At 43.8% G+C, this 12,511-nt stretch carries 10 protein-coding genes and 4 tRNA genes; 2 read left to right on the forward strand and 12 right to left on the reverse strand.

The genetic code is table 11. From position 1 onward, the window contains the following. Nucleotides 1–450: 450 nt before the first annotated feature. The 10 genes from L3V43_RS01935 to xerD all read right to left on the reverse strand — a co-directional run bounded on the left by L3V43_RS01935 (nucleotide 451) and on the right by xerD (nucleotide 7,967). Nucleotides 451–527 (reverse strand) — tRNA-Arg (locus L3V43_RS01935). A 54-nt stretch (nucleotides 528–581) separates the two neighbouring features. Then, nucleotides 582–658, reverse strand: a tRNA-Arg gene (locus L3V43_RS01940). 136 nt (nucleotides 659–794) lie between these two features. Further along, a tRNA-Arg gene (locus L3V43_RS01945) sits at nucleotides 795–871 on the reverse strand. Between the two features lie 21 nt (nucleotides 872–892). Further along, nucleotides 893–985, reverse strand: a tRNA-Ser gene (locus L3V43_RS01950). 119 nt (nucleotides 986–1,104) lie between these two features. Then, nucleotides 1,105–1,287 carry a hypothetical protein gene (locus tag L3V43_RS01955; protein WP_010375970.1) on the reverse strand — a complete coding sequence of 61 codons (183 nt, stop codon included), beginning with the start codon at nucleotides 1,285–1,287 and terminating at the stop codon, nucleotides 1,105–1,107. 238 nt (nucleotides 1,288–1,525) lie between these two features. Next, a complete protein-coding gene (lysS, locus tag L3V43_RS01960) occupies nucleotides 1,526–3,076 on the reverse strand; it encodes a lysine--tRNA ligase (RefSeq protein ID WP_010375973.1) in 1,551 nt (516 codons plus the stop codon). A 27-nt stretch (nucleotides 3,077–3,103) separates the two neighbouring features. Next, a protein-coding gene (gene prfB, locus L3V43_RS01965; RefSeq protein ID WP_099030198.1) for a peptide chain release factor 2 occupies nucleotides 3,104–4,202 on the reverse strand; the annotation gives its coding sequence in 2 pieces (ribosomal slippage) (nucleotides 3,104–4,126 and nucleotides 4,128–4,202; 1,098 coding nt in all). A 173-nt stretch (nucleotides 4,203–4,375) separates the two neighbouring features. After that, the gene (gene recJ, locus L3V43_RS01970) at nucleotides 4,376–6,106 is read right to left on the reverse strand and encodes a single-stranded-DNA-specific exonuclease RecJ (protein WP_237115814.1); all 1,731 of its coding nucleotides are present in this window, start codon (nucleotides 6,104–6,106) and stop codon (nucleotides 4,376–4,378) included. 101 nt (nucleotides 6,107–6,207) lie between these two features. Beyond that, a complete protein-coding gene (dsbC, locus tag L3V43_RS01975) occupies nucleotides 6,208–6,945 on the reverse strand; it encodes a bifunctional protein-disulfide isomerase/oxidoreductase DsbC (protein WP_010375978.1) in 738 nt (245 codons plus the stop codon). A gap of 98 nt (nucleotides 6,946–7,043) precedes the next feature. Then, complete coding sequence (gene xerD, locus L3V43_RS01980) at nucleotides 7,044–7,967, reverse strand: site-specific tyrosine recombinase XerD (protein WP_010606193.1); 924 nt, start codon at nucleotides 7,965–7,967, stop codon at nucleotides 7,044–7,046. 80 nt (nucleotides 7,968–8,047) lie between these two features. On the opposite strand from xerD, the gene fldB reads away from it, so the two are divergent. Then, entirely contained in the window at nucleotides 8,048–8,572 is a 525-nt protein-coding gene (fldB, locus tag L3V43_RS01985) for a flavodoxin FldB (protein ID WP_010375981.1), read from the forward strand. Nucleotides 8,573–8,617: 45 nt separating this feature from the next. Here the strand turns inward: fldB and L3V43_RS01990 are convergent, their stop codons facing one another. Further along, complete coding sequence (locus L3V43_RS01990; protein WP_102057309.1) at nucleotides 8,618–10,216, reverse strand: response regulator; 1,599 nt, start codon at nucleotides 10,214–10,216, stop codon at nucleotides 8,618–8,620. Between the two features lie 129 nt (nucleotides 10,217–10,345). Beyond that, nucleotides 10,346–11,050, reverse strand: coding sequence for a methyltransferase (locus L3V43_RS01995; protein ID WP_237115813.1), 705 nt, complete (start codon nucleotides 11,048–11,050; stop codon nucleotides 10,346–10,348). 67 nt (nucleotides 11,051–11,117) lie between these two features. On the opposite strand from L3V43_RS01995, the gene srmB reads away from it, so the two are divergent. Continuing rightward, the gene (gene srmB, locus L3V43_RS02000; RefSeq protein ID WP_010606189.1) at nucleotides 11,118–12,344 is read left to right on the forward strand and encodes an ATP-dependent RNA helicase SrmB; all 1,227 of its coding nucleotides are present in this window, start codon (nucleotides 11,118–11,120) and stop codon (nucleotides 12,342–12,344) included. Nucleotides 12,345–12,511: the final 167 nt, after the last annotated feature.

Below are 12,511 nucleotides of genomic sequence, written 5' to 3' on the forward strand. Positions count from 1 at the left end.
CGTCATATTCAACTTTCATAAAAGATCGCAGGGTAAACCTGCTCCTACATGGATATTAGACACAAAAAAACCGACTTTCGTCGGCTTGTTTATCTCTTTATTTCACCACTTGAGGAAAAGTGGCGGACGCAGGACGTGTGTTGTGGAGAGTGAACCTCCGACCGTCGTCATATTCAACTTTCATAAAAGATCGCAGGGTAAACCTGCTCCTACATGGATATTAGACACAAAAAAACCGACTTTCGTCGGCTTGTTTATCTCTTTATTTCACCACTTGAGGAAAAGTGGCGGATGCAGGACGTATGTTGTGGAGAGTGAACCTCCGAGCGTCGTCATATTTAACTTTCGTAAAAGATCGCAGGGTAAACCTGCTCCTACATGGATATTAGACACAAAAAAACCGACTTTCGTCGGCTTGTTTATCTCTTTATTTCACCACTTGAGGAAAAGTGGCGGACGCAGGAGGATTCGAACCTCCGACCGCCTGGTTCGTAGCCAGGTACTCTATCCAGCTGAGCTATGCGTCCGTTACGAATGTATAGTTTTCCAACTTCTTTTATATTTAACCACCTAAAGAAAAGTGGCGGACGCAGGAGGATTCGAACCTCCGACCGCCTGGTTCGTAGCCAGGTACTCTATCCAGCTGAGCTATGCGTCCGTTACGAATGTATAGTTTTCCAACTTCTTTAATATTTAACCACTTAAAGAAAAGTGCTGGACTCAGGAAATATTTTGTGAAGGTGAACCTCCAACGCCTGTTTCCTACCTTTATTATTTAACCACTTAAGGAAAAGTGGCGGACGCAGGAGGATTCGAACCTCCGACCGCCTGGTTCGTAGCCAGGTACTCTATCCAGCTGAGCTATGCGTCCGTACAAGACAACCATTAAAAATGGCGGAGAGGGAGGGATTCGAACCCTCGATAGGGCTACAAACCCTATACTCCCTTAGCAGGGGAGCGCCTTCGGCCACTCGGCCACCTCTCCGTCTTGTGGGGCGTATAATATAGGTTAGAAAAAATATGTCAAATACTTTTCTTGTAAAAAAGCACTGAATGGTGATAGATTGTGCAGTCTGCTTAGTTACTCGGCACTAACGCCAATTTTTACTCATTTTGTAGGGGGTTAGGATCGCTATAGGTATTTCTTAATGCACGTTGTTGACGCAAAACTTCGTCTAAAAATGCTTCTTGATAACCAAGCTGCTGAAACTCAGCGATACAAGCCCGATAATATAAGATTCTCGCTTGCTCGTGCTCATCGACATTTTCAAACTCATTATTGCTCATCTTTTTGGATTCCCTATTCGTTATTTTTAACGCAGCATTAGAACTTGAAAAAGACTAGTTAGGAAATTGGGATAATCTAGTTTCAAAAGAGAAACAACTTTTATTATGAATAGGAGTTAGCAATAACTACATAATAAAACTAAGTATTTAGAAATACTGTAAGATTTATCTTACGAAAATAACAGAAAAGCGCCATAAGGCGCTTTTCTAGATGTACTTTCAGATTACGTGAAAATACTTACTGTTCAGCTTGCACTTCAGGACGCATATGCGGAAACAAGATAACGTCTTTAATAGTCGGTGAGTCCGTGAACAACATCACAAGACGATCGATACCAATCCCCTCACCTGCTGTTGGTGGTAAACCATGCTCTAGCGCACGGATATAATCCGCATCGTAGTGCATTGCTTCATCGTCACCTGCATCTTTTTCTTCCACTTGGCGAGCAAAGCGCGCAGCTTGATCTTCAGCATCATTAAGCTCAGAGAAACCATTTGCAAGCTCACGGCCACCAACGAAGAACTCGAAACGGTCTGTGATAAATGGATTTTCATCGTTACGACGTGCAAGCGGTGACACTTCCCAAGGATATTCAGTAATGAACGTCGGTTGGATAAGTCTGTGTTCAGCGACTTCTTCGAAGATTTCACATAGGAACTTACCTGGACCCCATACACAGTTTTCAGGGATCTTAACGTGAACTTTCTTAGCGTATGCTTTTAGTGCTTCAAAGTGGTTTTCTGGATCTTTGAAGATTTCAGCTTGTGCTTCAGCATCTGGGCCATATTGTAAAATAGCATCAGCCATAGACAAACGCTGGAACGCACTGCCAAAGTCATACTCAATCGTCTCTGTCACTTCGCCTTCAGCATTCTTCACAGTATTAACAACCGTAGTAGTGCCTAACACGTCTTGTGCCACGGTGCGTAACATGTCTTCAGTCAAGTTCATCAAATCATTGTAATCCGCGTATGCTTGATAGAACTCAATCATAGTGAACTCTGGATTATGACGCGTAGATAAACCTTCGTTACGGAAGTTACGGTTGATTTCGAACACACGATCAAAACCACCAACCACTAAACGCTTAAGATATAGCTCAGGCGCGATACGTAGATACATATCAATATCTAGTGCATTGTGATGCGTTACAAAAGGACGTGCAGACGCACCGCCAGGAATAACCTGTAGCATCGGCGTTTCCACTTCCATAAAGTCACGCTCGGCTAAGAAACGGCGAATACCTTCAATCACTTTTGAACGAATACGGAATGTTTCGCGTGTGTCCATGTTAGTGATCAAATCAACATAACGCTGACGGTATTTTGCTTCTTGGTCAGTCAGGCCGTGGAACTTTTCAGGTAGTGGACGTAGCGACTTAGTCAGTAGTTCATACTCAACCATGTCGACGTATAAATCGCCTTTACCGGATTTATGAAGCGGACCTTTAACACCAACGATATCGCCGATATCTAATTGACCATACTTCTCTTTTAGGTCTTTTTGTACGTCTTTTGAAGCATAAGCCTGAATACGACCCTTCATGTCTTGCAACACTAAGAAAGGACCACGTTTCGCAAGCAAACGACCCGCAACAGAAACATGATGATCAAGTTCTACTAGCTCTTCCTTCGATTTATCACCAAACTTAGCCTGTAGATCTTGTGTGTAGTCTTCGCGGCGGAATGAGTTCGGGTGGCCATTCGCAGGGCAATTTTCCCGGATCGCATCTAGCTTGCCACGACGCTCAGCAATAAGTTTATTTTCGTCTTGATTGTGATCTGTCATTGTTTAGCTCTTAGTTTAGCTTGTGGATTAAAGGCCTGATTTCAGGCTTGCTTCGATAAATTTGTCTAAATCGCCGTCTAGTACGGCTTGGGTATTGCGATTTTCAATACCTGTACGCAAATCTTTAATACGTGAATCATCTAGCACGTATGAACGGATTTGGCTGCCCCAGCCGATGTCAGATTTTGCATCTTCTTGGGCTTGCTTTTCAGCGTTTTGCTTTTGCAGTTCAAGTTCAAACAATTTCGCCTTTAACTGCTTCATCGCTTGATCTTTGTTCTTGTGCTGCGAACGGTCATTCTGACACTGCACTACCGTATTGGTTGGTAAGTGCGTAATACGTACCGCTGATTCTGTACGGTTAACGTGCTGACCACCTGCGCCCGATGCACGATATACATCGATACGAAGATCTGCAGGATTAATATCGATTTCGATATTGTCGTCAATTTCTGGGTAAACGAATACAGAAGCAAACGAAGTATGACGACGGCCGCCTGAATCAAAAGGACTCTTACGTACTAAGCGGTGTACGCCCGTTTCTGTACGAAGCCAACCGTAAGCATATTCGCCCGTGACTTTAACTGTCGCGCCCTTAATACCAGCAACATCGCCATCTGTCGCTTCAACGATTTCGGCTTTAAAGCCTTTCGCCTCAGCCCAGCGCAAGTACATACGCAGCAACATGTTACACCAGTCTTGAGCTTCAGTACCGCCAGAGCCTGACTGTAAGTCGATGTACGCATCGTTGGCATCTTGCTCGCCTGAGAACATACGACGAAACTCTAGTTTTTCCAGCTGCTCAACAAGGCCGTTGACCTCTTGCTCTGCTTCAGTGAAGGTTTCTTCATCTTCGGCTTCTACGGCGAGCTCAACTAAACCCTCTGCATCATCGGCACCAGACACGAGATTGTCGATGGTTTCAACAATCACTTCTAAATTCGATTTTTCTTTGCCCAGTGCTTGGGCTCTTTCCGGCTCATTCCATACAGCGGGATCTTCTAATTCGGCATTAACTTCTTCTAAACGCTCTTGCTTTAGAGCGTAGTCAAAGATACCCCCTAAGAAGCTCTGTACGTTCGCGAATTTCCTTGATTTGGTTAATCACAGGATTCACTTCAAACATTTACCTTTACTCCAGAACTAAATTTGTCGGTTTGTGAATTCACACAAACAGGTCTGACAACGGGTCAGACCATAGATTTAAGCGACTAATAGTATCAAATAATAACCGCGCTTAGCATCCCTTAAAGTGAGAATTTTGGGAGTTTTTTAACAAACTCAGTACGCACATCTCTATTAATTCGATTGCGCCTGAAGTTCACGCACAATGAGCTGCAAATTATATTTACCACGAAACTCATTAATATCTAATTGATAAGCAAATAAAGCATGGGTTGCCTGGAGATTTGGCCAAGCTCGAACGTCAACGTTAAATGCTATCGCATCAACCAATCGGCCCGAACGATGCTTAAGCACAAGTTTTAGATGTTTGTCGCCAACAATACGTTGCTGCACCAACTCAAATACATCCTGAAATACCGGCTCACTAAATTGCTGCCCCCACGGACCTGCCTGCTGTAGTTCAAAAGCAAAATCCATGGTAAAGCAATCGCCCGGCAGTTCACCGTCCGTCAACAGAATGCTTTGCTTTGCTTCTTCACTCAGCGTCGCACTGACGTTTTGTTCAAATACCTGTTTAAACCGCGCAAATTCAGACTCTAAAATGGTCAATCCTGCTGCCATCGCATGACCACCAAACTTTACAATTAATTCTGGGTGCTGGGTATTGATTGACTCTAAGAGGTCGCGTATGTGTAGACCTTCAATAGAACGACATGAGCCCTTTATCTCGCCGTTGTCGCCTTGTGCAAAAATAATACATGGGCGGTGATATTTTTCTTTTAAGCGTCCCGCCAGAATACCTATCACACCTTGATGCCAATCATCTTGATACAAACACAAGGCATCTGGTACTTCTTGGCTTTTAAGTACCAAACGCTCCAATACCGCTTGCGCCTCTTGCTGCATACTTTGCTCAATCTCGCGTCGTTCTATATTTAGACTATCGAGCTCGGATGCAATACGGCGAGCTTGGTTAATGTCTTTCGATAACAAGCAAGCAATACCTAAACTCATATCGTCAAGACGCCCCGCGGCATTGAGTCTTGGCGCTAACGCAAAGCCAAAATCACTGGCACTTAATCTAGCATTATTACGGTTAGAAACCTCGATTAGCGCTTGGATCCCCGGTCGCGTTTGACCACTACGGATCCGGGCGAGTCCTTGGTGTACCAAAGTGCGGTTATTCGCGTCCAACGCCACAACGTCAGCCACGGTTCCTAGGGCAACAATATCTAATAATGTCGCCAAATTTGGCATCGCGACATTTTGCTCCACAAAATAGTTTTGCGCCCGTAAGTAATGCCTCAGCGCTATCAGCAGATAAAAGGCAACCCCAACGCCCGCGATAGACTTAGACGGGAAATCGCAGTCAAGACGATTTGGATTAACAATCGCATCGGCAATCGGCAACTCATCACCTTGTAAATGGTGATCGGTAACAATCACCTTAATACCCGCTTGCTTCACGATTTCGACACCGCGAATACAGGAAATACCGTTATCAACGGTGATCACCAAATCAGGTTTTATGGCGACGATTTGCTCGGCCAATGCAGGGCTTAGACCGTACCCCAAGCTAAATCTATCAGGCACGAGGTAATCCACACGCTGAAAACCAAACTGAGGCAGACCCTCCATTAATACGGCGGTGCTCGTTGCGCCATCGGCGTCAAAGTCACCAACAATCAACACTTGTTGTTGCAAAGAAAGTGCTTCAGCCAGAATTTGGCTTGCAAGCTCGATGTCTTTAAATAATTTAAAATCGTGTAAGGTTGCGGCGCTATTATCCAGTTCAACGACCGATTTAACCCCTCTGGCAGCATAAAGCTGCTTGATCACGGGATGCAGTGAAGCCGGTAAATGGCTGTCATCAACCCAGTCTCTTGGTTTAATTTCTGTATGCATACTTTTTCACAAAACAAAAAAGGCCAAAATGGCCTTTTATATTCTTTATCTTGCTATCTTATCGAGTTCTCAACGCGAACTCCATCGCTAAGCGTGAGTCATTATGACTTAGGGCTATTTGCGTCTAGCATTTGTGCAATAGCTGCAGCAGGTTGATAACCTGGGATCATAGAACCATCTTCAAGAATGATCGCTGGCGTTCCTGAAATGCCAAAACTTTGCCCTAGTTGATAGTGCTCGGCTACTGGCGCTTGGCAGTTTTCAACTGGTTTCACTTCACCACCAGCTTTCGCCTCAGTAAGTGCAGCAGCGGCATCTTTTGCACACCATACATTTTTCAAATCTTCATAGCCTGAGCCACGCAAGCCACCACGTGGGAAAGCTAGGTATTTCACGGTAATACCTGCCGCTAAATAATCTTCTAATTCACGGTGCAGTTTGCGGCAGTAGCCACAAGTAATGTCTGTGAATACCGTGATTTGATGTTTTTCGTTTTCCGCTTTATAGACGATCATTGAGTCTTCGTATTCAGCGATACCTTTCTGGCGCACATCACTCAACGCGTCTTCGGTAATATTACGACGGTTATCAAGATCAATCATAGTGCCCTGAATCAGATATTTACCATCGGCACTTGAATACAGCACTCCTTTATCTGTGATCACTGTTTTTAAGCCAGCAAGCGGACTATCTTTGATTTGCTTAACCGTTATACCCAATCCGCTAAATTGCGTCGTAATTGGGTCTACTTGTGCTGTTGGTGCGACAGGACCCTCAACTTGCTCAGCGAAAGCGCCAAAGCTCAATGCCAGTGAAGCGGCAACTATTAGTTTTTTCATTATGTTCTCTCTAAACCTGTTATTTGAGGGGATCACACGCCCCTTTGTGTTACTCACTAAGACCGGAGTAACCATAAATAATTCCCAAGCAACAAAAATTAAGCTCTTGGGTGATGCTGCTGGTGCAATGTTTTTAAACGTTCACTGGCAACATGTGTATAAATTTGAGTCGTCGACAAGTCGCTATGGCCAAGCATCATTTGCACAACTCGCAAGTCAGCGCCATGATTCAATAAATGTGTTGCAAAAGCATGACGTAGCGTATGTGGCGATAACGGCGACTTAACGTCTGCCAAAATAGCATAGTGTTTTATGCGATGCCAAAAAGTTTGTCGCGTCATACCTATGCCTCGCTTGGATGGAAAGACAAAATCGGTAGCATGCTTAATCATTAAGCCCCGCCCTTTTTTGAGAAATTGTTCAATCCAATGCAATGCTTCTTCACCCATAGGCACTAAGCGTTCTTTGCCTCCCTTACCACGCACAAGTACAACAGCTTGTCTCATGTTGACTTGCTCCATTCTTAGCCCGACTAACTCAGTCACGCGCAACCCCGTGGCATACAAGAGTTCGAGCATAGCCTTATCTCTCAACCCCATAGGGTCGTCACAATCAGGAGCATTTAACAGGGCCTCAACTTCTTGCTCTGACAAGGTTTTTGGCAACGACAGTGTTGTTTTAGGTTGCGCAATAGTATCCAGTGGAGACTGCGCGATTTGTTTTTCTCGCAACCAATATAAATAAAATCTCTTTAATGCACTGATGGCTCGCGCGTTACTCTTTGCTTTTAAGCCCTTGTCTATTCTGTGTGCCAAATAAGCCTCAACGTCCTGACTTGTGATTGCCAGTAAAGAAGACACCGAGGTTTCTGCTTTTATAAATAAGAGAAATTTTTCAAGGTCGCTGCGATAGGCTGCAATGGTATTTTCACTGAGCCCTTGCTCCAAAAATAGTGCATCTAAAAAGGCTTCTATATATTGCGGATCGGACAGTGTATGGGAAGTTGCTTGGTGTTCGCTCACAGAGTACCTGTATTAATTATTAACGTCATGATGTAGACTTGCCACCTATAATACCAGTCAAATTGAAAGTGATAAATACAATGCAAATTGGGTTATTTTACGGCTCGACAACATGTTACACAGAAATGGCCGCAGAAAAGATTCAAGAAATCATCGGCAAAGACACAATTACCTTATTTAATATTAAGGACGAGCCGCTAAAACAAGCTGAGCAGTTTGACTTCCTCATTTTTGGTATCTCAACATGGGACTTCGGCGAACTTCAGGAAGACTGGGAGTCTCACTGGGACGATATCGACAGCGTTGATCTGAGCAACAAAGTGATAGCGCTATTCGGCATGGGTGACCAACAAGGTTATGGTGAATGGTTTCAAGATGCACTAGGCATGCTACATGAAAAAATTGCCCCTCAAGGCGTCACCTTTTTAGGTTACTGGCCAAATTCAGATGACTATGAATTTGAAGCGTCAAAAGCACTTACCGAAGATAAAAGTCAGTTTGTTGGCCTGGCACTAGATGAAGACAGTCAATACGATAAAAGCGACGAGCGTATCGCAACTTGGATAGAGCAAATCATGACGGAATACGCCGAATTAGATGTTTAGCGCAGTAAGCGTTAGCACTAATTAATGTAACTCAAGGCCGTGTTATTACTTATAAAACTGGCTCAATGCGGCCTCAATTTGAGATAGCTTGTACGGCTTATGGATCACATTATCAAAAACTTCATTTTGAGCTTGAGTTAAGAAAATATCAGCGGTTATCGCCAAAATCGGTAACCTTGAATTTTCTTGTTTGATTAAATGTGCCGCCTCTGTACCACTCATACCCGGAAGATTCACATCCATAAAAATGATGTCAAAGTGTTTTTCTTTTGCCACTTCAAAATAGGCTTCAGCAGATTCGAAAATATCATAACTACAATTCAGTTTGTCGAGTATCGCAGTGATCAGTAGCTGATTAAGCGGATTGTCTTCTATTACACCAATTTGATGATAGAAAATGGCGATATGCTCTGTTTTTGGTGGCGAAGCGACTTTGACTCCACTTTCACTTCGGCACGGAATAATAAACACCACCTCAGTTCCTTCGCCCTCTTGACTGGAGACACTGATCCGCCCTCCCATAATATCAATAAGTGCTTTAGTTACACATAGGCTTAACCCAACCCCTAAGTTTCCTCTGCCCTCAAACATACTAAAACGGTCAAACAGATTACTTTGCTCAAGCGCTGAAAGGCCTTTACCACTGTCTTTTACGATAAACTGTATTTCATTACCAATGACATATGCTCTGAGCACCACCTCTTGCCCAGCCTCGCTGCTCTGAATTGCAGTGTCGAGTAAAGTCTCTATAACGCGTGACACTTTATCCTTATCGAGCATCAAAGCCTCACCTTTATAGACACCAGCAATAGAGTGCGTAATCGTAATATCGTGTTGTTTTTCCTCAGTAGCAAAGCGAGCAACTGACTGTTTGAGTAAATCGGGTAATGAACAAAGAATAGGTTCAAACTGAACTTTTTCACCTTCAATAAGCTCAAGCTCTAATACGGAATCAATGACAGTAAGCAGTTTACTTCCCCCTGTTTCTATATTTTGCAGGTAGCTTGTCGTAGATTCAGAAAACCCTTCAGCTTCAGCTGAGTTGAGTACCACATCATTAAAACCAATGATGGCATTAAGTTGGGTGTGCAGTTCATGGCTGATATCAGATAAGAAATTGTCTTTGGAATCATTGAGCAGCTTAAGTACATTTACTTCTCTGCGCAGTTCAAGTTGCCGAATTACCTGACGACCCAAGGTCGCGAGTGTTTTCCTTTGCAAATCGGTGAGTTTTTTAGGCTTATCACTGATAGCACAAATAGTGCCTACCTTATAGCCGCCTGAGCTAATCAGCGGTGCACCGGAGTAATGGCGGATTTTCGGGCCACCAGTAACCAGTGGATTGTCAAAAAAGCGCTCATCTTCTAGGGCGTCTTGCACCTCAAATACATCTTCTTGCAAAATTGCATGAGAACAAAAGGAGATATCTCGATGGGTTTCATCCACCTCCAGCCCCACTTTAGACTTAAACCATTGGCGATTTGTGTCTATCAAGCTAATAAGCGCGATAGGCGTTTCACAGATCTCTGACACCAGCTGCGTAATTTCATCAAGATTTGCTTCTGCAGCAGTATCCAATACCTTATATTCGCGCAGCGCTTTGAGGCGATTTTCTTCGTTATTTGGGATCTCGGCTTTTTTCATGAACACCTACACAAGCGAATTAAACCAGCTAAGTACACGTAAATCAGACTGCACTTTTGACACGATGATTCTGACTATTTCTCAGCTAAAGTGTAGAAGATAAATCACGATACGAGCAAAAAATATCCATCACATTTTTAGGTAAAACTCATGACATAAAGAAACAAAATCATTCGTATATTGGTTATCTACATCGTATATCACCAACGATTGCTCATGACTGGGTTGTGCTATGTTTTGTTTGCTGATCAGTAGCAATCTGCGAGAGTAAGATTTACTCGGGGTGGTTTTAATCGCACAGCTTGAAACAAGAAACCAATTTCGCGCTTTGGCAAGCTGACAAAAAAGCAAGCTCTCTTGATAGGGTAAAATTACCGCAAGTTGCCCAGCATCCGTCGTAAACTTTTCGAAGGCATCAAGCAAGGCATCAAAACTTAGGCTGTCTGTATGTCGCGCTCTATTTCTCGCTTGATTTTCTCCTTTCAAACTCGCGTTGAAGTAAGGTGGGTTTGATACCATGAGGTCAAACCGTAGCTCGCTATCAAACTCTTGTATTGCACAGCGATGCAGCTCAATATCAGGCCACGGGCTGTGCTTGATATTAAACTCTGCATCTTTTAACGCATCGTCATCAATCTCAACCGCATGGACTGTGCTAATTGGACTTCGCTGTTTACACATCAATGCGATAAGCCCAGTTCCCGTTCCGACATCAACAATCCGCTTGGCTTCAACGAGTGGAACCCACGCGCCAAGCAAAATACCATCGGTCGAAACCTTCATTGCCGCATGATGCTGGGTCACCGAAAACTGTTTAAATGCAAACTGAGACATCCTATACCTTTGAGAAAATGCAATAGCAACGTATAATTCCGCTATTGTCCTTTATTTGTGATGCAATATGCAATTTACTGAATTTGATTTAGACAGCAAGCTGATTAGTGCGATTAAAAAAATGGGTTTCGATACTCCCACCAGCATTCAACAGATGGCTATTCCTGAAGCGCTAATTGGCCGAGATATTCTCGCCAGCGCACCAACCGGTACGGGTAAAACCGCTGCATTCTTGATCCCTGCGATTCAGTATTTGCTTGATTTCCCTCGCAAAGAGCCAGGCTTTGCCCGCGTACTTATCATGACGCCAACGCGTGAACTTGCCTATCAAATACACGAGCAATGTGAACTCCTTGCCGCGGGTGTTAACCTTAAGATAGGCGTGGTAACTGGCGGTATTAATTACGGTAGTCACAAAGAAATCTTCGAAAAGAACAATGATATCCTCATCGCAACCCCAGGTCGTTTGATGGAATATCTTGAAACCGAGAACTTCCACGCAGAAAATGTTGAGCTACTGATCTTAGATGAAGCGGATCGCATGCTAGACATGGGCTTTCGAAAAGAAATGCTACGTATTTGCTCTGAAGCGGTTAACCGTCGTCAGTGCTTTTTGTTCTCTGCAACCCTTGAGGGCGAAAGCGTTGAGAAGTTTGCTGAACGTATACTACAAGACCCAGCACTACTTGAAGCTACGCCATCACGTAAAGAAAAAGGTAAAATTCATCAGTGGGTTCACCTTGCAGATAACTACGAGCACAAAGTCAATTTGCTCGCACAACTGCTTGATGACGAAGAAGTAACCAAAGCGGTTATCTTCGTAAAAACACGTGAGCGCCTAGAAACACTCGTTGGCGAGCTATTTGCCAAAGGCATTAAAACCACTTGGCTGCGTGGTGAGATGCCACAAGACAAACGCATGGCTGCGATGGCAAGTTTTCACAGTGGTAAGACGAATATCTTAGTGGCAACAGATGTTGCAGCCCGTGGTATCGACGTAGCGGATATCAGCCACGTATTTAACTTTGACATGCCGCGCACCGCAGATATTTATGTACACCGCATCGGTCGTACAGGCCGCGCTGGTAAAAAAGGCACCGCGGTTTCCTTGGTTGAAGCCCACGATGTTGAGATTTTAGGTAAGGTTGAGCGTTACACCGACCAAAAACTTAAGCGCCGTGTAATTAAAGGCCTTGAACCTAAACATAAAGAAGCAAAAGCACCGAAGAAGAAAAAAGATCCGGTGAAAATCAAAGCGAAAAAGAAAGCCGCCAAGGTTAAAAAGAAGAAGTAACCCAAAAAACCAGCGTCAGTACGCTGGTTTTTTTATGCTAATATGAGTAAACCTTAACTTACTTTGTTAGATTTGGCTGATAAAACTTAGTAAATCTAACGGTCGTATATGCGCCAATAGCAGGCTGTGGTAACGCCGCATTTAAGTATTTACTTCACTTCCTCAGC

The organism is Pseudoalteromonas sp. L23, from assembly GCF_021728455.1.
In the GTDB taxonomy this organism is placed as follows: Bacteria; Pseudomonadota; Gammaproteobacteria; order Enterobacterales; family Alteromonadaceae; genus Pseudoalteromonas.

What these genes read in the sequence shown, in the direction of transcription:
- L3V43_RS01955 (WP_010375970.1), bottom strand. Translation starts at nt 1,287, where the DNA reads ATGAGCAATAATGAGTTTGAAAATGTCGATGAGCACGAGCAAGCGAGA.
- lysS (WP_010375973.1), bottom strand. Translation starts at nt 3,076, where the DNA reads ATGACAGATCACAATCAAGACGAAAATAAACTTATTGCTGAGCGTCGT.
- recJ (WP_237115814.1), bottom strand. Translation starts at nt 6,106, where the DNA reads ATGCATACAGAAATTAAACCAAGAGACTGGGTTGATGACAGCCATTTA.
- dsbC (WP_010375978.1), bottom strand. Translation starts at nt 6,945, where the DNA reads ATGAAAAAACTAATAGTTGCCGCTTCACTGGCATTGAGCTTTGGCGCT.
- fldB (WP_010375981.1), top strand. Translation starts at nt 8,048, where the DNA reads ATGCAAATTGGGTTATTTTACGGCTCGACAACATGTTACACAGAAATG.
- L3V43_RS01990 (WP_102057309.1), bottom strand. Translation starts at nt 10,216, where the DNA reads ATGAAAAAAGCCGAGATCCCAAATAACGAAGAAAATCGCCTCAAAGCG.
- L3V43_RS01995 (WP_237115813.1), bottom strand. Translation starts at nt 11,050, where the DNA reads ATGTCTCAGTTTGCATTTAAACAGTTTTCGGTGACCCAGCATCATGCG.
- srmB (WP_010606189.1), top strand. Translation starts at nt 11,118, where the DNA reads ATGCAATTTACTGAATTTGATTTAGACAGCAAGCTGATTAGTGCGATT.